The organism is Planococcus glaciei (genome assembly GCF_900099655.1).
In the GTDB taxonomy this organism is placed as follows: Bacteria; Bacillota; Bacilli; order Bacillales_A; family Planococcaceae; genus Planococcus; species Planococcus glaciei.
In genome coordinates, this window is record NZ_FNDC01000002.1 from 288,176 (window position 1) to 309,323 (window position 21,148).

Below are 21,148 nucleotides of genomic sequence, written 5' to 3' on the forward strand. Positions count from 1 at the left end.
GCCGGGGACAAAGTGTCCCCGGCTTATTTATTGGTCATTGGCTATACGCCTTTTCTGCCAGAAATTAAGTTAATAACTAAGATGATAGCCGCGATGATCAGAAGGATGTGAATCAATCCGCCGGCGACGTCCATTAAAAATCCAACTAACCAAATAACAATAATGACTGCTAAAATAATCCAAAGTATACGTCCCATGTTCCTCACCTATCCTTTCCGTTCAGATAGTAATAAGTACCCCTATTTAATTTTCGTCAAACATCCAGAATATTGGAATTGTCTTGAGGGGCTTGAAGGCAAGTTGTTTCAGAGGTTGGGGTATAGTAAACTTAAAAGAGTTACGTTAGGGAGGAACCGACTTTGCCTACTCCAAGTATGGAAGACCATATTGAAATCATTTATTCATTAATTGAGCAAAAAGGATATGCACGTGTATCAGATATTGCGGAAGCTTTATCCGTGCTCCCTTCTTCAGTTACGAAGATGGTGCAAAAACTGGATAAAGACGGGTATTTGATTTACGAGCGTTACCGGGGGCTTGTCCTGACACCGCGTGGGCAAAAGCTGGGGAAGCGTTTGTTGAAACGGCATGATTTACTGGAGCAGTTTCTTCGATTGATTGGCGTTGATGAAGACCTCATCTACAAAGACGTGGAAGGCATCGAGCATCATTTAAGCTGGAATTCCATTAACCGCATCGCGGATTTGGTTCAAATGCTGGAAGAAAACCCGGATTTACTAATGAAACTGGAAAAATTAAAGAACGAACAAAAAGAGAGTTAATTGAAGGAGGCTGCATGATGGCATTGCACCCAGGAGTAAAAACAACATTACGCATTTTAGACCGGTCAAGTTCACAATGGGTTTTATCGGACGGTTCAGGTGACGAAGTATTGATGAACGCATCTGAATTGGAAGAAGGACAAGAAGTCGGTGAAGTTATAGAAGTCTTTTTATACCGCAACCGCCAAGGCGGAATATCGGCAACTCCGATGATTCCACATATTTTACCAAGTGTATACGGCTGGGCGAAAGTGCTGAAAGTATCGTCGCGAGAAGGCTTGGTCGTTGATATCGGCACCACAAGAGAAGTATACGTCCTTCCAGCGGATCTTCCGCAATTTGAAGAATTGTGGCCGAAACAGGGTGACCATATTTTCATGACGCTGCGCACAGACCGCTACGGCGATTTATACGGGCGTTTGGCAACTGAAGAAAAAGTACAGGAACTCAGCATGCCTGCACCGGAAGAAGTGTTCAACAAAGACTTGAAAGCACGTGCTTACCGATTGCTGCCGGTCGGCTCGTTTATGCTGTCAGTTCCGGAAATGTACCGGATTTTCGTACACGAAACAGAACGTATAGAAGAACCGCGCCTTGGGGAAGAAAAAACGGTCCGCATTATCGGCGTGAAAGAAGACCGCACATTAAATGGGTCTTTGTTGCCGCGGAAACAGGAGCGCTTATCAGACGACGCCGAAATGATTTTAAGCTATTTGAATGAATCAGGCGGCCAAATGCCGTTTACGGACAAATCCACACCGGACGAAATCCAGGAGATTTTCGGCATGAGCAAAGCGGCATTTAAACGTGCGCTTGGCCGTTTGTACAAAGAACGCCGCATCGTCCAAGAAGAAGGCTGGACAAAACTGATCGGTTAATGCAACCTTTTCAAATTAAAAGCGTACTAATTTGAGGAAGGGAGCAATAAATTATGAAAAAATTGATTACAGGAATTACTTTAACTTTCGCATTGGCATTTATGCTGCCGCAAGCCGGTTCAGCAAATGTAGGGATAAATGAGAAATTTGGCTTGCCAATCGTGGTTTATGGAGGCAACTTATCCGATGCTGAAAAAGAAAGCGTCGCGAAAGAGCTGGATGTAGCCGGAGAAGCTGAAGTCGAAGAAATCGAAGTGACGGGCCAGGACTTGATTACTTATATTAAAGACGGCGATTCAAGAGCCCGCATGTATTCTTCTGCAAAAATCACCCGCAAAGATGCAGGGGCAGGGCTGGTCATTGAAATTGTGACGCCTGACAATATTACGCAAGTAACAAACGAAATGTACGCCAATGCCATGCTGACAGCGGGAATCGAAGACGCGACAGTGGAAGTGGCAGCACCGAAACCGGTAACGGGCCATTCGGCGCTGGTCGGCATTTACAAAGCTTATGAAGTGAACGGAGAACAGCTGGATCCAGAACGCACGGATGTAGCCAATGACGAATTGGCAGTTGCCACTGAAATTGCGGACAGCGGTGTAGAAGATGCGAAAGTAAGCGAATTGTTAACGGAAATCAAAAAACAGATCGCTGAACAAGATCCGGCAACCAAAGAAGAAGTCCAAAAAATTGTGGAAGAACAATTGACCAAACTGCAAATTGAATTGAGCCCGGAAGACCGTCAATTATTGATCGACTTAATGGACCGCATCCGCAAGCTTGATATTGATTTTTCAAAATGGTCGACACAGCTTGAAGACTTAAGCAAAACAATCGAAGACAAAATCGGCACAGTCGTTAACGACGAAGGTTTTTGGCAAAGCGTTAAAAACTTTTTCAACAAACTGATCGACGGAATCCGCGGCTTAGTGAGCTGATGGCAAAAACAGGTGAACCCAGGAATGTGGGTTCACCTGTTTTTTTATGCCAATACATAAGGAAGGGAATTCCTCTTATTCTTTCGGTTTCAGTTTCTTGCGCACCAAAAAAGAACATGCTATGATAAGGTTAATATCTCGAATTCAAGATAATTTAAAGGGAGGCACCAAAATGAAACTAGAAGGCATCCACCACGTCTCGGCGATTACCGCCAACGCAGACAAAAACCATGATTTTTTCACCCGGATTTTAGGCATGCGGCTTGTAAAGAAAAGTGTCAATCAGGATTCGACTTCGTCGTATCACTTATTTTATGCAGATGCAGTTGGCACACCGGGGACAGATATGACGTATTTCGATATTCCAATGGCTGGCCGGACATACCCGGGAGTTTCCAGCATCAGCAATACCGCATTTCGAGTACAAAGCAAAGAAGCGATACCGTATTGGATCGAGCGCTTTGAAGAATTCGGAGTTCCGCATGGCGAGCCCGAGGAAATCTTTGGTCGTCTGGCTTTAACTTTCCAGGACTTTGAAGGCTCACGGCTGATGCTTGTAGTAGACGACGGCTCAGGCATTGAACCTGGCATTCCCTGGACAAAAGCAGGCGTACCGGAAGAGTTTGCAATTGTTGGGCTGGGGCATGTGAGACTGACTGTACGCAAAAATGACAAGACGGCCAGAGTGTTGACAGACATCATGGGATTTGAACAAATCGGTTCCTATCCATCAAAAATTGAAGGCATGCCAGATATTTTGGTGTTTTCGACAGGAAAAGGCGGTCCTGCTGGCGAAGTACATTTAGAGGAGCGCACAGACCTGCCGCCGGAACGTCCGGGAAGAGGCAGCGTCCACCACGTCGCTTTCCGCGTTAAAACTTACGAAGAGTACAGCAAATGGAACGAATACTTGCGTTCGAACGGCTTTATGACGTCCGGAGAAGTGGACCGTTACTACTTTAAAGCCATCTATTTCCGCGAACCGAATGGCATTTTGTTCGAACTGTCTACTGATGAGCCGGGCTTTGCAACAGATGAACCAATGGACAGCCTAGGCGAAAAATTGGCTTTGCCGCCTTTTTTAGAACCGAAACGCGAGCAAATTGAGGCGTCGCTGCGGCCGCTTTCCATTAACAAGCAATGAGGAGGAGGAACGGATATGAATTTTGATTTAATTGAACTTGGGCAGGATGAGTTTGCTTACCGTCTGGAAGAAGGCGGAACCTTAAAAGCGGAAATTACATGGACGCAAATGGCGAACGTGATGATTATTGAACACACTTTTGTGGATGAATCGATGAGAAATCAGGGGATTGCCAAGAAATTATTGGATAAAGCTGCTGATTATGCGCGGGAAAACCAATACAAAATGGAGCCGGTCTGTTCCTACGCAGTTGTGGCTTTCGATCGCTACAAAGAATACGACGATGTAAAAGTATAAAAATAAAAGCAACAAAAAAAGCAATCCTCTATTTTCTGATAGTGGATTGCTTTTCTATGTTGAGAGTATGTAACTGTTCATTTTTTTCCTCCGCATCATAGGGCTGTCATAAAGAACACAATTGCTGTTAAAATTGAAGCTCCGCCAACGCCATACAAAAAGTCTGCTTGGTTAAATATTAACTTATTTTCCATTTTGTAGAACCCCTTTCAAATGTTTGATATTAATAAATTACCCGCTGCTCATGGTATTAAACAGGTTTTGTTCATCTTTTTAAGGGAATTGAATAGATGAAAACAAAATCTCCTTTGCAAACAAGGCATTTCAGGAGGAGAAATTTTTGAAAGAGGTGATTTGGATGGACAGTCAACGCGATGTAAGCAGAGGCGCAGAAAAAGCGCTGGGCATTATTGGAATTATTTTTAACCTTTTAACGATTGCACTACTTATCTTTTCCATTTTGAGCTTTGGCAGCGTACAGAATAGTGCAGAATTCCGCCAATACCTGGAAGATGAGATGATGAATGATCCGACCATGTCTTCCAGCCCAGAACAAGTTGAGATGATTGTTGACGGAGTAATGGCAAGCTTTGGAGTGGTAGGCTGGGTCATTGTTGCACTTCTGGCGATCAGTACAATCTTTGCATTGCTGGCAGTTGCCCGCCTTGGAAGAAACCGCAATCCGAAGTTGGCCGGCATTTTCTTCATCATCGCCGGACTGTTTGCTGGGATTTTGTCTCTGACTTCAATTTTGTTCTATATTGCCGCAATTATGTGCTTTGTCCGCAAACCGCGCAACAACGGCAGAGACATCCGCGATGATAACAGAGGGCTTCGGGACGACGACAGAAACAGTGCAACGCGCCACGAAAACGAGCGGCTGCGTGATGACAACCAGGCGCTTCACCGTGAAGAACAGCGCCTTCGTGAAAAAGAGAACGAGCTGCGCGAAAAAGAAGAACAGCTTCAAAGAGAACGCCAAGTACGCCAGACAGAAGAACAGCTTTCAAAAGAAGATCTGGTCCAGCGCGAAGATTTAAAGCGCCGTGCAGACGAACGCCTGCGTAAAGACGGCGATGACATACCGCGCAGACCTTTATAGGCATCAAAAAACACCTGCTTTTTACAAAGCAGGTGTTTTTAAGTCGTATACATATTTGGCGGTCCGCAAAGGATGTCCTTCAAATAATTCTTCGAATTCCTCAACAAACTCAAAGCCGTTTGCCTCATAAAAGTTCCGGCCTTTTGTATTTTCGCTTTCCACATAGACAAATAACTGAGACCCTTCAATAAGGTAGGAAAGGCCGCTGTTCAACAGCTGCTTGCCATATCCATTGCGCTGGTATTGAGGCTTCAAATAAATGGCGATCAATTCCGCATCGCCGTCCTCATCCAGTTTAGTGAAATTGGCAAAACCGATCGGTTCATCTTCGTGCATGGCCAAAAGCACAATGGTCCTGTTTATTCGCATTTCCATCATGGAAGTTGAGTAGGATTTATCTAAAAAACTTTTTTGGACGGGGGAGGGGATAATGCCTTCGTACGTATCATGCCAGCTGACATAAGCTATTTCCTGGACAGATGCTATATCTTCAATCGTGCCTGCGCGAATCAATGTGATCACCTCTAAAATTCTTTACGTAATGATAACAAAAAATCACCCGAATAGCCAATGATGTGGAATAATGAAAGAAAAAGGAGGAGATCTGCTTTGAACTGGGAGACCTATCATTTTGATGAGCTGACAGCGAGTAAGTTGTACGATTTTTTAAAGTTGCGCGTGGATGTGTTTGTCGTGGAACAAAACTGTCCGTATCCGGAACTGGATGGACTGGACCAGGAATCCATCCACTTGGCGTACACCGAAAACGGCCAGACATTGGCGTATGCGAGACTTGTTCCGGCAGGGATTAAATATGAACTGCCCTCAATCGGCCGGGTGATTGTCCATCCTTCCGCCAGAAGCCGCGGTTTAGCGAAGGAATTAATCACAAAAGCGATGGATTACATTGTGGCAGAGTGGCAGGCAAATGAAATTCAACTTCAAGGCCAGGTATACCTCCAAAATTTCTATGAATCATTTGGTTTTCTGCCAATTTCCGATGCCTATGATGAAGATGGCATTCCGCATGTCGACATGAAATTCACAAAAAATAAAATGTAAGCCCTTTTTGTGTCTATTTTATGGGAAAGCGGGTATATACAAAAAAGGTAGAAAATACAAAGGAGTGAATAGGATGGCAAGAGGCAGAGGATTACTGATTGCAGGATTGGCAGCTGGAGCTTACTCGTATTTCAAGAAACCGGAAAATCGTGAAAAAGCGACCGTCGCTTTTAACAATGCGAAGACGAAGGTGAATTCATTTATGGAATCGCAAAACCTGGACAAACTTAATAAATCAGAGGCAGTATTAAACACAACCGACTCACGTGAAGATGAAAAAGTAACCGAGGCGACAAAGCCGGGTGCCCAGTACTACAACGAAAATGCACAAGACAAAGACTCAAATACCAAATTGTCCTCGAACGATACAAGCTGGGAAAAAGCGGAGAACACCGATTCGCTTGCACCAGAACAACGGATCAATACAGATAATCTATAAAAAAAGGATGGTTTTCGAACCATCCTTTTTGCTGCCCATTATTTTTCTTTTATCAGCAAAATCAGCGCCGCGGCAGTAAGCAATAATCCTCCACTCACCATAAACCCTTCATTTGGATTTAACTCGAGGGCACCTGTAAAACTGGATCCCCCCACAACTCCCAATGAAAAAAACGCATAAAAGTAACCGTAGGCTTTTCCGCGGAAATGGCTTTGGGTTGAATCGATCAACAGCGAATTGATGGAAGGAAATAAAAAAGCAAATCCGATTCCGTAAAGGCACATAGTGGTATACATCCAAGGAACGCCAGAAACGGCGCTCAATAGAAACAGGGAAGCGCCCATTACGGAAAATCCGAAAATGAGCGTTCGGATCGGGGCGATTTTATCGAAAATCCGATTGATCGGCAGCAGGAATACCAAGATTGCCGAAATGCCGAAAGTGCTCAGCAGCAAGCCGCTCATTTCAGAAGGGTAGTTCAATCCTTCCACTTTTAAAGGCAGCATGTATGCCAGTACGCCTTGGGAAAACATCAGGAAAAAAGCTCCTGAAAAAGCAATGAGCAAACCGCGGTTCCATTCAACAGAAGACCTGGATTCTGCAGCAGCTGTTTTGGCAGAGACCTTTTGTTTTTTTAGAAGGAAAAAAGCGACGATTCCCAATGCCAATAGAAGCGTTCCCGTCAAAGCCATCATTTCCGGTGTGCTCGTACGGCTTGCGTAAATGGCTCCGAATGCCGGGCCGATAATGGCCGCAAGCCCGACGAACGCGCCGGATACCGCTGTGCTTTTGCCGCGCCTTTGCTTATTGGCCGAGTTGGCCATATAGGTAAAGGCGGCGGGGACTGTCAATCCTGCTGCCAGTCCATGCACAAATCGAACTGCCAGAAGGCTATACGGGCCGTCTGCCCACGCATAGGCAAACAGCAAAATGCCGCTGGCAAGCAGACCAGTCACCAAAATAGCATAAGGCCCTTTTTTATCGGAAAAAATGCCGGATAAGATATTCCCGATGATATTCGATAAAGAGTACATCCCTACTGCCAGGCCTGCCAAGAAAGGCGTTGCACCGAGTGAAACCGCAAATGGGCTCATGATCGGCAATTGAGCAAAGAGGTCAAAGAAAGTGAAGAAAATGATGATCAATATAAAAAAACGCACAAAAGGCCCCCACTTTCAAAAATAAAATCTTCATGGATTAGTATCCCCCTAAAGAAGGGTAAAAGGAAGTATGACCACATTATAGCACCGGAGGTACCTACATGAAAAAAGCCATGTTCATTTTAAACCCGTCTTCAGGAAAAGAGAAAGCTTCCGATTATCGGGAGCAAGTCATCTTTACGCTGGAATCCATGGGATATACCGTCGATACAAGAGCCACCGAAAAGCAAGGCGATGCTACCCACTTTGCGCGGGAAGCAGCGGAACAGCAGTATGACTTTGTGGTAGCCATGGGAGGGGATGGCACAATCAATGAAGCGGTGTCCGGCCTCGCTGAGCAGCCGCATCAGCCGCTCTTTTCCCTCATCCCGCTTGGAACGGTGAATGACTTTGCACGGGCACTCGGTATTTCGCTGGATCCGCCTGAAGCCATCGAAGCGTTAAAAAAAGGGACAGAGAAATGGGTGGATATCGCCAAAGTCGGCAAGCAGTATTTTATGAACATTTTGGCGCTTGGCCAAATTGCAGAGTCCACTTATGAAGTATCTCCGGAACAGAAAACACGGCTTGGAGCTTTGGCTTATTTTATCGAGGGCGTTAAAGCGATTACATCAGATGCCGAAGAATATTTCACCGTGGAACATGACCACGGATATTGGGAAGGCGATGCCAAGCTTGTATTGGTAGCATTGACCAATTCAGTGGGCGGTTTTGAAAAGCTGGCTCCTGAAGCATTGACCGATGATGGGTTGCTTCATGTCTACATTGTGAAAAATGCGGCTTTGCCCGCTTTTGTCCGAATTGCTGGAGCGATGCTGATCGGGAAGCTTGAAAAAGATCCGGCAGTGGAAGTAATTCACACGACAAAGGTTTCAATCGGGACAAATGAACCAATGTTCTGTAATATTGATGGGGACGAAGGCTGTGCTACTCCATTTGAGATTGAAGTACTGCCCCGCCATATCCGTGCCTTAGTTCCACCGGACAAAAAAGAGTTAGAAGCCTAAAAAACACAAGCGCCGCTTAGCTTCCACTGTTTACTATAAAATGAAAAAGTAAAATGGCCGGCCATTTTCAGATGGCCGGCTTTAAATTTGTTTTATAAAAAATGGCAATTACATAGTTTTTGTGAAACCTTTTTAACAGTAATACGTTATATATAGTATAGTTTTAGGGAATTTATTTCCTTTTTGTAAGGACCAAGGTAAAAAATTCTTACTGTTTATGACAAAAAAATTTAAAATATATGGTAAAAACTATGTTATTCTAATCAATTTCAGTATATAGTAAAACTAACGGCTGCAAAATCTGTACAAAGAAAGACGGGGAAAACATGAATATTATCGCAGTGCCTACGATTCAAGAAACCATTTCCAAGATTTTCATGAATGAAAGCGAGACGTTGAGCCAATTCGAAGGGGTAGAAAAGTTTTACGAAATCGAAACTCAATTGATTTATGAAATCAATCATTTGGAAAAAGAACGTGCAAAACAGACACTGAGAGTCTTGATTGATTTGATTGCTGTTCGTTCTGGAAAAGAAACCATCCGGCAAGTACGCAACTACTATATTGTGTTGTCGTCAGTGATGGCGCGTAAATTATTTGAAATGCGGGTTCCGCCAAAGAAAGCGTTCGCTTTTAACGTAGCTTGTGTGGAATTAGTGGAAAAACACATGAACGATTCAGAGTTTCTCTACGTAGCCGATGAACTGATCGAGTTCTTTACATCGATTATTTCGGAGCGCAAACAGCCTTCTTTTGGCCACCAGACGGTCAACAAAGTTGTGATGTATATTAATGATGAGGTGGAACGCGACCTATCAGTGGAAGATATCGCAAAACATTTCAATATTTCCACAAGCCATTTGTCCCGCATCTTCAGAGAACATGCCGGTATAACGCTTGTAGAATATTTGAATGTTCGGCGAGTGGAAGAATCCCAGTATTATTTGCGCCATTCGGACAAAGGGATTTCAGATATTTCCAAGCAATTTCATTTCTGCAACCAAAGTTATTTCACACGGATTTTCAAGAAATATACGACTGTCACGCCGAAACAATTCCGGGACAGCCAGCATATTCCTTACTTCCGCTATAATTTGCCGAACGCGAAATAAGGAGAAGCAATTCTCCTTTTTTTCTTGCCTTTTGGCAGGCGGGAGTCCAGTTGCAGCCGTATTTTTGTCACAACTGGCAAGAAAATAGATGCTTCTGGAGTGTCTGATTGAATTTTATGCGTCTTATAGGTATACTTCTTTATAGTTGAAAAAGGTGAAGGTGACTAAAGTGAAAAAGAAAATGATATTGCTGTCCTTGCTGACAGTTGCAGTTCTTGTATTGAGCGGCTGTTCGTCAGTAGAGAACCAAGAAGGGTTTTTCTATAGTATTTTTGTAAGGCCATTTGCCAGCTCGTTGATTTATTTAGGGGACTTGTTCGGAGGAAGCTATGGTTTAGCGATTGTAGCGATTACAGTAGTGATCCGTCTTATCTTGATGCCGTTTATGCTGCGCACGTACAAGCGCCAACAAGGCATGAAAGTGAAAATGGATAAATTGCGCCCGGAAATGGAAGACATTCAAAAGCGCTTAAAAGAAACAAAAGACAAAGAAGAGCAGATGAAAATCCAGCAGGAAATGATGGGGCTTTACAAAAAGCATGATGTAAACCCGTTGAACATGGGCTGTTTGCCAGTTGTCATCCAAATGCCGATCATTATGGGGCTGTACTTCGCCATTCTGTATGCACCGGATTATGTAAAAGACCATGAATTCCTGTGGTTTACTCTTGGTTCACCGGATATCTTGATGACACTTATTGCCGGAGCGGTTTATTTCTTCCAGGCACGTGTGTCATTGTGGACAATGCCTGAACAGCAGCAGAAACAAATGAAGCTGTTCATCTACATTTCACCGATCATGATTATGTTTGTATCGTTCAGTTCGATGGCAGCTTTGCCTGTTTACTGGGCAGTCGGCGGTATCTTATTGATCATCCAAACGTTCATTGGCCGGAAATTCTACTCGAACCACCCGGAAGTGGCGTTGGAATCTGTAGAAGAGAAAAAATAACAAAGAATGGCCGGCAAATCTGCCGGCTTTCTTTTTTTGGAGATGAATTTATTGAACAACAAACTAATCCAAGGATTGGCGATTGCAGCACTGAGTGTGGCGTCACTTGTTTTTCTGGTCATGGGGAATCTTGAGGTCGCTGTCTTGTTTATGACCTTGCTTTTTGTGTGCACCAATAGTTTCCGTTACCGCCAGATGAAGGAACGGGGAATGGACCGGGAAGCAAAATGGATGCTCGGAATGGCCATTATCTTTGCGGTATTATTTGTAGTGGTGTTGGCAATGGTTCTTATATAAAGCGCGAAAAAACAGCACAGGCCATAGGCTTGTGCTGTTTTTTATTAGTTTAATGCTGTTTTCACACAGCGGATGTTTGTTTGGTATATTTGAATTTTTCTTTTTGGCGCTCTTCCAGCAAAACATCCAATTGGCGCATGAGAATTAGGATGTCTTTTTCTGAGATTTGTTTCAAATTGCCCAGCTCCTTGTATTGGTATATACATAGCTATTCGTACATTTTGCAGGACTTTTGGGGGTCGGAATATTAATAACGAAACTTTTTTCGGGTCGCTAACACAACCATGATGGCCGGAACTGAAAAGCTGACCATACCAAGGAACGAAAGGCCGGGGGAAATTTCGTATAGGAAGCCGCCGGGGATCGTCAAAAGAGCAACGCTTAGGCTCATGGCAAATGCAGCATACATGCCCTGCGCTGCCGGCATCTGGCTAGGCGCAAGTTTTTGGGAAATGTATTGAATAAAGGCAAAATGAGCTACGCCGAACGACAAAGCATGAAGCGCCTGCGATAAGATGAATACCCAAACGGATGGGAAGAGAAAAACCAGAATCCAGCGCAACGTAGAACCGGCACCGGCCAGCAAAAACATGGAGGATACCGTCCAGTTCCTGAAAACATGATCCGCTTTTGCAAAAAAGAGGATTTCAAACAAGATGGCGATATTCAGGATGAACCCGATATAAAAGCTGCTGACGCCAGTATCCTGAAGATACAGAAATCCGAAATTGTAATATGCAGCATGCGCCCCTTGGAGCAGCGTTGCCACCAACAGCAGCGTCATAAACGATTTGGATTTCAGCAATTGTCTGGCTGCTTGTTTGCTGTCGAGGCTTTTTCGTTGTGGCTTGATTTGCAATTGGTCAGGGGAAGTCGCAGATAAAGTCACAGCCATAAAGATAAGGCCGGCCAGCATTACCCATAAGATGGCCCCTTCCTGCCAAAGTGCCGTAGCCCCTCCTACGATCAATAGGGCAATCGTGTATCCGAGCGAGCCATATGAACGGCTTTTGCCGTAATGGATCCGCTCTGTCTGCATTAATACGGTAGCTCCGCTTTCCATTCCCGGAAGAATGTTCGGATAAACCATATTAAATAAGAATGTAATGGCAAAGAGCAGTACATAGGAATTTGCGGGTATGTATAGAGCCATGATGATTACAGAAGCGAAAGCCAGCAGCTGCATAAGTTTCCCTAGTGATAAGATACGTGTCAGCAAAGGGAAAAACAAAAAAGTGGAAACGGCCCGTGCAACCATGCCGGCGCCTAGAATGATGCTTGCAGCTGAAACGCTCAATCCTTTTTCGTTGGTGAGCCAGCCAGTCCAGTACGGCAGGAATACCCCCCAAGTGAAAAAGAAAGCAAAAAAGTTAAGTGAAAGCCATTTTTGATTGTTCATAATCGATAACCTCATATTTCATTAAACTTCTAATTTCAGTATATCGAATGTCCAATGGTTAGGGGAGAAATCCGGCGGAAGAAATGGTAGAATAAGAAGGAATTAGACAGAAAGAAGGCACATGATGAAATCACGCTCTCCGATCAATCAAAAAAACAAAAAAACCTATATAAAGTGGGCATCAGTCGCGGCAGCAGCTTTAATCGTGTTAGTTGCAGTATTCTGGCTCTATAATCAGGAAAAAAACACCGATCCGGTGAATAGCGCAACAGCTCCTTCCCAAAGCCAGCAAGCGGCGACTTCGGAAGAAAAACCGGAAGAGAAAGCTGCCGAAGAACAGGCAGCGAAAGAGAAAGCGGCGGAAGAACAAGCGGCGAAAGAGAAGGCTGCGGATGAACAAGCGGCAAAAGAGAAAGCGGCAGAAGAACAGGCAGCGAAAGAGAAAGCTGCAGAAGAACAAGCGGCAAAAGAACAAGCAGCGAAAGAGGCAGCAGATAAGAAAGCCGCCGAAGAACAGGCAGCGAAAGAGGCAGCGGAAAAGAAAGCGGCTGAAGAAAAAGCTGCAGAACAGAAGCCGGCTTCTGGCAACAAGCTGGATGCCACCCAATATCCGGAAGATTTGGCGCTGCCTTCAAAGCCTACGATTATATCCGGTGTTTTATTGGCCAACAAGCAGCATCCGTTGCCTGCGACTTATGCACCCGGTGAAGTGAAAGAGGCAAGAAGTGCATTTGAATCCATGCGGGCGGATGCATTAAAGGCAGGCATCGATTTAACGGCTTTCAGCACATACCGTGATTTTGGCCGCCAAAAAGAACTGTATGCAGGTTATGTAGCAAAAGACGGACAGCAAGCTGCTGACCGTTACAGTGCGCGGCCGGGCTATTCTGAGCATCAAACGGGACTCGCTTTCGATATCGGCGAATCCGGGCAGGAACAGCATTGGGCTTCGTCTTCGTTTGGCGATACCAAAGGCGGGGAATGGCTGAAGGACAATGCGCATAATTACGGATTCATCCTCCGTTATCCAAAAGGCGCAGAAAAAATTACAGGCTATATGCACGAATCCTGGCATTACCGTTATGTTGGAAAAAAAGTGGCCGCTGATATTCAGTCCAAGGGAATCACCTTGGAAGAGTATTTGGGGGTACATTAAAAAGATCGTCTCCCCCGGGAGACGATCTCAGACTGTAGACAAAGTATAACTTAAATGAATAGAAATGCATAAAACCAACCGGATCGGCCACTTCGCTTTCCGTGGGCTCAGCTTCAGCCTCCTCGCCGCTTCGCACCTGCGGGGTCTTCAGCTTTCGCTGTCCCACAGGAGTCTCCGTGGCCGGACCGGTTGGTGTATCTCTCTTTGATTTGAAAGTGAACGGTGATCGGATCGAACCAACTATCTAGTAAAAAAAGAAAAGCGACACCTTTGAGTAACCGCCACTCTGAGGATCCGCAGTGAAAGCCGGCGACTCCTGCGGGATAGCGAAGTGCCGAAATCCACTCGGGACGCAAGTTCCGAGTTAGTTCGGCGCAAGCCCGCGGAACGCGTCCGGCTGTAACGGAGGATCCGGTATTCCCTGTTGGATGTTAATTCATTTCTCATGCGTAAAATTCTTTTGTCCACAAGCTCAGATCGTCTCCTCCGGGAGACGATCTTTTTTTATGGGTTAGAGAATCGGCGACAGCAGTCGGGCAATCGATTCTTTTGTTTTGATCATTCGGGTTCGCGCATAGTACAGACCAAGTGTCAGCTCTTCCGAAAGCTCCATGTCCTGATAAAACAAATCAGCAAGTTCACTGGAAACCTTATGGTCATAAATAAAAGCATTCACTTCAAAATTCAGCTTAAAGCTGCGCACATCAATGTTGGCCGTGCCGACCGTCGAAACTTTGTCATCCACCACAATCATTTTCGTGTGAAGAAAACCATTGTCGTAGATAAATACACGGGCACCCGCCCGCAGCATTTGGCCGGCATACGAATAAGTTGCCCAGTAGACGAAAGGATGATCCGGTTTGTTCGGAATCATGATGCGCACATCGATTCCCGACAATGCCGCAATCCGCACTGCGTCATAAAAGCTGGGATCCGGGATAAAGTAGGGCGTCTGGATATAGATGTATTCCTCCGCCATATTAATCATTTTTATATAGCCGTCTTTTATCTGTTCCCACTCTTCGTCAGGCCCGCTTGAAACGATTTGCATAGCCGTATCTCCTTTTTTAGGGAGTGCCGGAAAGAAGGCTTCGTCGTATTCAATGTCATTTCTTGCCGATGCCTGGTTCCAGTCCAGGATGAAGCGCGTTTGCAGCGGGTGCAAGGCACTTCCTTCCAAGCGCAGATGCGTGTCCCGCCAGTAACCGAATTTCCGGCTGAGGCCCAAGTATTCGTCTCCAACATTGAAGCCGCCGATATAGCCCACCCGGCCATCAATGACGACAATTTTCCGGTGGTTCCGGTAGTTCAGGCGTGGGTTGATGATAGGCAAAATAGAAGGGAAAAAAGTTTCCACTTCTCCGCCTGCGCGGATAAATTCTTTGAAATGTCTTTTGCTGATTCGGCGGGAACCCATATCATCGTACAACAAGCGCACTTTAACGCCTTCTTTCGCTTTGGCGGTCAAAGCATCCATAATCCGATTGCCAAGCTGGTCCAGCCGGAAAATGTAGTATTGGATATGTATGTGGTGTTTTGCTTGTTCGATATCCTGGACCAACGCATCAAATTTTGCCCGGCCGTCATTGAATACCTGGACAGCGTTATCCTGTGTCAAGACAGCCCCATTGTTTCTTAAATGCAAATACACCAAGTCTTGATAATTTTGGACTTGGGGATCTTTAAACGGAAATTCGTTGTCATGAAGGTCGTTCATCTGGTGGGCGATTAAATTTTCAATTCCGACACGTTCCCGGCCTTCCCATTTGAAGAGCGTTTTTTTTCGAAGCCGTCTTCCTAACAGCAGATAGATAAAGAATCCGAAAATGGGAATGAAAAATAAGACCAGAATCCAGGCCCAAGTAGAAGTCGCGTCCCGGCGCTCGAGAAAAACAAGCGCTGCGGCGAGAAAAATATTAAGTATAAGCGTTGCAGCAGTGAGGATACTTAAGATTGATGCGGTCATGTTTTTCCCTCATTCGTTTAAAAGATCTGTATAACCAGTATAGACTATTTGGCCGAAAGGAAGAAGGAAAGAGAGCGTTCCATTAAGTGAATACAACTTAAAAATATGGAAAATAAAAACATTCAACAATGAGTTGAATGTTTTCCCAGCTTAATCGATTTTTTCTTCTTGTTTCAACTGCTCGACAATGCCTTCGACTTCTTTGCGGGTGATTTTTTCCTTGCCGGATTTCAACGCTTTTAATGTGCTATGGGCAAGTGCAAGCGGAACTTTGCAGAACATCAAAATACGTTTATTTTTAATGGACTTAACATACAAGTCTGCTTGGGCCAAATTATCATTAGCGTAGTTGAACATGTCATCACGGTTCCAGCCGTCCGGCACAAACGTAACACCGCGTTCAAGATCTTCATCGTAGTTGCGAAGCATATTGACCGCTTGCAATCCACGTCCAAAAGCAATGGCGAGGTCCGGATCGGTTTCCGTGCCGTCATGCCATTTCCACAAATCGGACAGCATCGTACCGACAAGCCCGGCGACGTAATAAGTGTAGTCATCCAGCTCTTCTTTTGTGGTAATGACCCATTTTTTCTCTACCCACTTGGCCATTCCGCCGGCCATGATAGCGGTAGATTCGTTGACTTTGCCGACAATCTCCTCAGGGCAAACGCTGATCCAGTCAGCAAGGCGCTGAGTTACAGGAGGCAGAATATGTACATATGGACGGATTAGTTCCTGATAACGATCACGGTCGAAGTCAGTTTGAAGCATTTCACTGATAGCCAGCAGCAAATGCCGTTTGATGTCGTCATCCATTTCGGGATGGTCTTCAATTTCGTCGATTGCGCGCATACAAAGATATGCAGAAGCAACGGTCTTTTTCAATGTCGGTTCTAAAAAATTGATTGGGATGAAAAAAGTCCGGCTCGTTTCTTTCAACATGACCATGGACTCTTTTTGCAAATTCGCGACTTTACTCATCTCAATTCCTCCTGTTCGTAGGCAAGATATAAGCTATGTACAGATAGTGTGATATAGCGGCACTGCTTTGAATCACGAAACTGCCTTTCTACTAAATATAAACCAAATAGCTAAAAAAACAAATATTTACTCGGAATCACAAAGGCCGGAATACGTAAAAAACCTTTTCCAGCCGTCGTCGAGGGCTGGAAAAGGTTATTCGGAATGAAAGTGTGTCCATGCCTCATGTATGCCTCCGGCAAAGCCTTTTTTCGCCCGGAAAATACGGGGATGCTCATCACTTTCCAATAGTTCAGGCTGGGCATTGCCCACAATGACGGAAGGGAAGCCGAGCGTCAGCATTTCCAGATCATTGCCCGAATCACCTGCAACAAGCAGTTTGGCATCTTCCACTTTGTATTTATCCAGAAGGTATTGAAGGGCGCGGCCTTTGCCGCTTTCCTCAGGTACAATGTCCACGTCTTTGCCGCCGCTGAAAATCAATTTATGCGGTATGCCCGACGAAGCCAGCTTGTTCCTGAACTCTTCAACAGGCTTTTCATCTGCAACATAGTATGAACAGCGGTTTTCCAGAAACATCGGCTGCTTGGTAAGGCCGGGAACGGTCGCAGCAATGGCGTGAATTTCATCCGGCATCCAATTAGCCTTGATCCGTTTTTGCCATTCCAGGTCTTTGTCGAATGAGTTGCCGATATAAATGCTTGAGCCGACATCGGTAACCAAGATATCCGGAACCGGAAGATTTTCTTCTTTGATCAGCGACAAGGCGGAATCAAAGTACCGGCCGGTGATGTAAATCAACGAAACGTCGTAAACCTGTTCTTCGTAAAACTCCAGCAATTGCTGAAGGCCGTCTGGATCACCCACCAGTGTTCCATCCAGGTCGGTTGCCAGTATATGTTTTGTTTTTTGCACTTGTAATCACCTCATACATTGAATTGACACGATTTGAAATAGATGTCCAGTCAAAATCACGGTTAGCAATACGCACTGCCTGGCGGCTTAAGCGTTCAACCAACAATGTGTTTTTTGACAATACTTCCATTGCAATAGCCAAATCTATTTCGTTTTTCGGATCAACCAAAAGTCCGGTGATGCCATTTTGCACAACATTCTTCAATCCGCCGACATCTGAAGCGATCACTGGGCTTCCGCAAGCTTGCGCTTCAGCCGCCACCATGCCGAACGATTCGTAATAACTTGGCACAATGGTTGCAGTCGCAATATTAAACAACAGTGAAAGCTGCTCTTGCGATTGCGGCCCTAAAAATTCCACGTGCTCTTCGATTCCTTTGACGGCATTGCGCAATTTTTCATCAAGCGGCAAACGCGTTTCCGGATCAATGGCGTCTTCTTCGCCGCCGGCAATCAGGAGCCGTGGTCTTAAACTTTCATCACCTTTTTGGATGAGCAATTGGAATGCTTCCAGCAAAGTGAAGATGCCTTTTGTTTCTTCCAATCTGCCGGCAAAAACAAAGAGGGGGGCGTCATGGCCGGCCTTTTTTCTAAGATGTGTACGGATTCCACGCACTTTGAATGCTTGGTCAACTCCAATGGGGATGACTTTTATAGGAGAAGGCGAGTTGACATTATGTTGAATCAACTGTTTTTCATTGTTGGTTGTTGCCAGCACTTCATCTGCAGCCTGTAAAATCGCTCTTTCGGCTTTTATGCGGCGGGCGTCTCGGATTCCTGTCGCTTTTGCTTTTGCCCAGCCCAATGAATGGGAAGTATGGACAAGCGGAAGCCCGAATTCTTCTTTTAACCGTTTTCCGATCAAGCCGGACAGCCAGTAATGCGTGTGAACGAGATCATATGAAGAAAGCAGCAGCGTGCTTTTCATTTCTTTATAAAATGCCGGAAGCATTGTATACATTTCATCTTTTGATACGAAACCTTTATGCCCTGCTTCAATGCGGATTACGCGGCAGGCAGTCCCGAATTTTTCTATTTGCGGTGCTGAAGCGTCGCACCAATGTGTGACGACATCTATTTGCCAGCCATTTTTTTCAAGGGCAAGAGCTAATTGTTTTACGTAGTTATTTTGGCCACCGGCTTGCTTGCCGCCTAATTTTGCCAGCGGATCTCCGTGGTCAGAAACAAATAGCGCCTTTTTCGTCATCGTGCTCATCTCCATTCCTAATAGTGCAGTTTCTAAAGAAAACGAGACTGGACTATTTGTATTCCCTTTTTCGAAATATCTAAACATTAAATTTTCATTTCTTTTCGTGTCTCTAAGAATTGAGAGGAAATTGCCGGAAAAAGCCCCCTGAAAGCCATGCTTTCAAGGGGAGTGTCTGTTACTGGGCTTTTGGCTGTTCTACAAATTTCCCGTATTTGGGTATAGCAACTTCTTGGAAATTATTGGCTAAATTCACTAAGCCTTTTGCAAGAGCTGCACCGCGCATCGGTTTTCCGTGTCCGGTTGCTGCGACTGAAGGCCGAAGTTCGACAATCTTAACAACAGATTCCCAGGCCGAACGCCAATCAGGCGTTAAATATACCGGCGGGCCGTGCACTTCCCGTTTTTGCGTCAGCACTTTGTAAAGGGAATCTTGTTTGACAGTGACAAAGGCATCGCCGGCAAGCAATACCCGTCCATGATTCCGGAATAGGGAGACATGGCCTTCGGTGTGTCCGGGTGTATGAATCCATTTCCAGCCCGGCATTTCAGGAATCGAACCGTTTGCTGGCAGCTCGTGGAGATGGGCGGAAATATCAATTGCTTTGTACGGGAACTCCCAAGACATTTTGGCTACCGTTCCGCCGTCCACTTCGTGGTCCGGTGCCGGGTAGTCGGAAGCTCCTTTTAAGTATGAAAATTCAAGAGGGTGGGCATAGACCGGAACCCGGTGTTCTTCGAGGATATCAATCAAGCCGCCCACATGGTCAAAATGGCCGTGGGTCAGGATAATGGCTTTTAACCGGTGGTCGGGTCCGAAAAGGTCAGCGGCTTTAGATAGGATGCGGTGCCCCGAACCTGGCATTCCGGCATCAACCAGTACCCATTCGTTGCTGATTTCAGGATTGCCGATAAAAAAGACGTTTGCTATTTGGATGGTGTAACAATAAACTCCAGGCACTACTTCCGTACCTGAGCCGTCTCGGATGGACGTGACCGGCAAGATTTTTTCAGTTGATGAACTTCTTTCCATTCAAATTCCTCCTTCTAGGTTCCCCATACTCATTTCTATATATTGCTTTACCCCAAAACTGGATTTCGAATCACCCGAAGGGGCTTAAAAGGGGAGCTGTTTGAGTAAAGACGGCATCTCCAGTAAAATGAATGCATATAGAAACTTGAAATAAAGTGGAATAAAAAAATAGGAACTAGGTGTTGTACATGAAATCAGTCATCATTATCGGCTCTGGCATTCTGGGTGCCTCTGCTGCTTACCATGCGGCAAAATTAGGTTCAGCTGTCACCTTGATCGACCGTGAAGACGCCGGACAAGCGACCGGTGCAGCGGCAGGTATCGTCTGCCCCTGGATATCGCAGCGCAGAAACAAGGCATGGTATGGCCTGGCAAAAAGTGGAGCCGCTTATTATCCAAAGTTAATAACGGAACTGGAACAATTGGGTGAATCAGATACCGGCTATAAGCAAGTCGGGATTGTTAGCATTCACGAGGAAAGCAAATTGGATAAAATGGAAGCGAAAGCATATGAGCGGCGGGAAGAAGCTCCGGAAATGGGGGAAATCAACCGTTTGTCTCCTCTTCAAACGAAAGAGCTGTTTCCTTTTGCCTCAGATGAATATGGGTCTCTGTTTGTCAGCGGCGCGGCGCGCGTGGAAGGCCATGCGATCAGAGATGCTTTGATCCGGGCGGCTATAAAACTTGGTGCCAGAAAAGTTAGTGGCAACGCCAAACTAATGGTGGAAGATTCAAAAGTGACAGGAGTCCGGACGGAAACAGAAGAATTTTTTGCAGACAGCATCATCTCGGTAGGCGGCGCGTGGGCAGCTGAATTGTTTGAACCGCTTGGATTGGCTTTGGACATTGTTCCGCAAAAAGCTCAAATTCTTCACATGCATGCAGAAGAAGATTCCGTGGTTGACTGGCCGGTGGCAATGGTGCCGTACGGCTTGTATGTTGTTCCTTTTTCAGGCGGCCGCATCATGGCTGGTGCAACACATGAAAACGATGCGGGGTTTGATACAAAGCTTACCGCCGGCGGTATCCATCACATTCTGGATAAAACATTGGACGCTGCTCCGGGGCTCGCGGCTGCAGAAGTGACGGGAGCTGGCACCGGATTCAGGCCATCCACCCAAAGTGCACTTCCAGTGATTGGGCGTGTCCCTGGCCAGCAAAATTTGTATATGGCCAATGGACTCGGCTCTTCGGGCTTAACAGCCGGCCCTTATCTCGGCAAAGAGTTGGCGAAACTGGCGCTCGGGAAACCTATCGACATCGATTTGAGTCTTTATAAAGTAGAAGAAGTATTCCGGGAAAAATAGGAAGGCGGGAA

23 protein-coding genes are annotated in these 21,148 nt (G+C 45.5%); 14 read left to right on the forward strand and 9 right to left on the reverse strand.

The genetic code is table 11. The features are described from left to right. Positions 1 to 41: 41 nt before the first annotated feature. Positions 42 to 197: a lmo0937 family membrane protein gene (locus BLQ32_RS19670; protein WP_115650567.1), complete on the reverse strand. Its 156-nt coding sequence runs from the start codon at positions 195 to 197 to the stop codon at positions 42 to 44. Positions 198 to 359: 162 nt separating this feature from the next. On the opposite strand from BLQ32_RS19670, the gene mntR reads away from it, so the two are divergent. The 6 genes from mntR to BLQ32_RS04805 all read left to right on the forward strand — a co-directional run bounded on the left by mntR (position 360) and on the right by BLQ32_RS04805 (position 5,144). Beyond that, the gene (gene mntR / locus BLQ32_RS04780; protein WP_036807501.1) at positions 360 to 782 is read left to right on the forward strand and encodes a transcriptional regulator MntR; all 423 of its coding nucleotides are present in this window, start codon (positions 360 to 362) and stop codon (positions 780 to 782) included. A gap of 17 nt (positions 783 to 799) precedes the next feature. Next, on the forward strand, positions 800 to 1,660 hold the full coding sequence (locus BLQ32_RS04785; protein ID WP_074509320.1) for a CvfB family protein: 861 nt from the start codon (positions 800 to 802) through the stop codon (positions 1,658 to 1,660). Positions 1,661 to 1,713: 53 nt separating this feature from the next. Then, complete coding sequence (locus BLQ32_RS04790) at positions 1,714 to 2,601, forward strand: DUF1002 domain-containing protein (protein WP_036807495.1); 888 nt, start codon at positions 1,714 to 1,716, stop codon at positions 2,599 to 2,601. Positions 2,602 to 2,773: 172 nt separating this feature from the next. Then, on the forward strand, positions 2,774 to 3,745 hold the full coding sequence (locus BLQ32_RS04795; protein WP_074509321.1) for a ring-cleaving dioxygenase: 972 nt from the start codon (positions 2,774 to 2,776) through the stop codon (positions 3,743 to 3,745). A 15-nt stretch (positions 3,746 to 3,760) separates the two neighbouring features. Beyond that, complete coding sequence (locus BLQ32_RS04800) at positions 3,761 to 4,042, forward strand: GNAT family N-acetyltransferase (protein WP_036807491.1); 282 nt, start codon at positions 3,761 to 3,763, stop codon at positions 4,040 to 4,042. 358 nt (positions 4,043 to 4,400) lie between these two features. Beyond that, entirely contained in the window at positions 4,401 to 5,144 is a 744-nt protein-coding gene (locus BLQ32_RS04805; RefSeq protein ID WP_139150504.1) for a DUF4064 domain-containing protein, read from the forward strand. A 21-nt stretch (positions 5,145 to 5,165) separates the two neighbouring features. Here the strand turns inward: BLQ32_RS04805 and BLQ32_RS04810 are convergent, their stop codons facing one another. Further along, complete coding sequence (locus BLQ32_RS04810) at positions 5,166 to 5,657, reverse strand: GNAT family N-acetyltransferase (protein WP_036807488.1); 492 nt, start codon at positions 5,655 to 5,657, stop codon at positions 5,166 to 5,168. Between the two features lie 96 nt (positions 5,658 to 5,753). Between BLQ32_RS04810 and BLQ32_RS04815 the strand changes: the two genes are divergently transcribed. Together BLQ32_RS04815 and BLQ32_RS04820 are read left to right on the forward strand one after the other, a co-directional pair. After that, on the forward strand, positions 5,754 to 6,206 hold the full coding sequence (locus tag BLQ32_RS04815; RefSeq protein WP_053166014.1) for a GNAT family N-acetyltransferase: 453 nt from the start codon (positions 5,754 to 5,756) through the stop codon (positions 6,204 to 6,206). A 73-nt stretch (positions 6,207 to 6,279) separates the two neighbouring features. After that, a complete protein-coding gene (locus BLQ32_RS04820; RefSeq protein WP_074509324.1) occupies positions 6,280 to 6,645 on the forward strand; it encodes a hypothetical protein in 366 nt (121 codons plus the stop codon). A 38-nt stretch (positions 6,646 to 6,683) separates the two neighbouring features. Here the strand turns inward: BLQ32_RS04820 and BLQ32_RS04825 are convergent, their stop codons facing one another. Then, positions 6,684 to 7,805 (reverse strand): MFS transporter, encoded by a 1,122-nt coding sequence (locus BLQ32_RS04825; RefSeq protein WP_074509325.1) that lies wholly within the window; start codon positions 7,803 to 7,805, stop codon positions 6,684 to 6,686. A gap of 101 nt (positions 7,806 to 7,906) precedes the next feature. On the opposite strand from BLQ32_RS04825, the gene BLQ32_RS04830 reads away from it, so the two are divergent. The 4 genes from BLQ32_RS04830 to BLQ32_RS04845 all read left to right on the forward strand — a co-directional run bounded on the left by BLQ32_RS04830 (position 7,907) and on the right by BLQ32_RS04845 (position 11,173). Continuing rightward, a complete protein-coding gene (locus tag BLQ32_RS04830; protein WP_036807476.1) occupies positions 7,907 to 8,812 on the forward strand; it encodes a diacylglycerol/lipid kinase family protein in 906 nt (301 codons plus the stop codon). 326 nt (positions 8,813 to 9,138) lie between these two features. Beyond that, positions 9,139 to 9,924, forward strand: coding sequence for a helix-turn-helix domain-containing protein (locus BLQ32_RS04835; RefSeq protein ID WP_036807471.1), 786 nt, complete (start codon positions 9,139 to 9,141; stop codon positions 9,922 to 9,924). Positions 9,925 to 10,093: 169 nt separating this feature from the next. Beyond that, positions 10,094 to 10,876: a membrane protein insertase YidC gene (yidC, locus tag BLQ32_RS04840; RefSeq protein ID WP_036807466.1), complete on the forward strand. Its 783-nt coding sequence runs from the start codon at positions 10,094 to 10,096 to the stop codon at positions 10,874 to 10,876. 42 nt (positions 10,877 to 10,918) lie between these two features. Next, the gene (locus tag BLQ32_RS04845) at positions 10,919 to 11,173 is read left to right on the forward strand and encodes a hypothetical protein (protein WP_244890321.1); all 255 of its coding nucleotides are present in this window, start codon (positions 10,919 to 10,921) and stop codon (positions 11,171 to 11,173) included. 247 nt (positions 11,174 to 11,420) lie between these two features. Here BLQ32_RS04845 and BLQ32_RS04850 read toward each other — a convergent pair whose 3' ends face one another. Continuing rightward, positions 11,421 to 12,572 carry a 3-phenylpropionate MFS transporter gene (locus BLQ32_RS04850; protein ID WP_074509326.1) on the reverse strand — a complete coding sequence of 384 codons (1,152 nt, stop codon included), beginning with the start codon at positions 12,570 to 12,572 and terminating at the stop codon, positions 11,421 to 11,423. 121 nt (positions 12,573 to 12,693) lie between these two features. Here BLQ32_RS04850 and BLQ32_RS19575 point away from each other — a divergent pair, with 121 nt between their 5' ends. Further along, on the forward strand, positions 12,694 to 13,728 hold the full coding sequence (locus BLQ32_RS19575; protein WP_244890316.1) for a M15 family metallopeptidase: 1,035 nt from the start codon (positions 12,694 to 12,696) through the stop codon (positions 13,726 to 13,728). A 511-nt stretch (positions 13,729 to 14,239) separates the two neighbouring features. Here the strand turns inward: BLQ32_RS19575 and cls are convergent. The 5 genes from cls to BLQ32_RS04880 form a co-directional block, all read right to left on the reverse strand. Then, on the reverse strand, positions 14,240 to 15,694 hold the full coding sequence (cls, locus tag BLQ32_RS04860) for a cardiolipin synthase (protein WP_074509327.1): 1,455 nt from the start codon (positions 15,692 to 15,694) through the stop codon (positions 14,240 to 14,242). Between the two features lie 150 nt (positions 15,695 to 15,844). After that, positions 15,845 to 16,675, reverse strand: a complete 831-nt coding sequence (locus tag BLQ32_RS04865; protein WP_074509328.1) for a squalene/phytoene synthase family protein — start codon at positions 16,673 to 16,675, stop codon at positions 15,845 to 15,847. 195 nt (positions 16,676 to 16,870) lie between these two features. Then, a complete protein-coding gene (locus BLQ32_RS04870; RefSeq protein WP_244890317.1) occupies positions 16,871 to 17,590 on the reverse strand; it encodes an HAD-IIB family hydrolase in 720 nt (239 codons plus the stop codon). Further along, positions 17,535 to 18,797 carry a glycosyltransferase gene (locus BLQ32_RS04875; RefSeq protein WP_053166009.1) on the reverse strand — a complete coding sequence of 421 codons (1,263 nt, stop codon included), beginning with the start codon at positions 18,795 to 18,797 and terminating at the stop codon, positions 17,535 to 17,537. The genes BLQ32_RS04870 and BLQ32_RS04875 overlap by 56 nt, the downstream gene beginning before the upstream one ends. A 178-nt stretch (positions 18,798 to 18,975) precedes the next feature. Next, a complete protein-coding gene (locus BLQ32_RS04880) occupies positions 18,976 to 19,830 on the reverse strand; it encodes an MBL fold metallo-hydrolase (RefSeq protein ID WP_074509330.1) in 855 nt (284 codons plus the stop codon). 188 nt (positions 19,831 to 20,018) lie between these two features. On the opposite strand from BLQ32_RS04880, the gene BLQ32_RS04885 reads away from it, so the two are divergent. After that, positions 20,019 to 21,137 (forward strand): NAD(P)/FAD-dependent oxidoreductase, encoded by a 1,119-nt coding sequence (locus BLQ32_RS04885; RefSeq protein WP_074509331.1) that lies wholly within the window; start codon positions 20,019 to 20,021, stop codon positions 21,135 to 21,137. Positions 21,138 to 21,148: the final 11 nt, after the last annotated feature.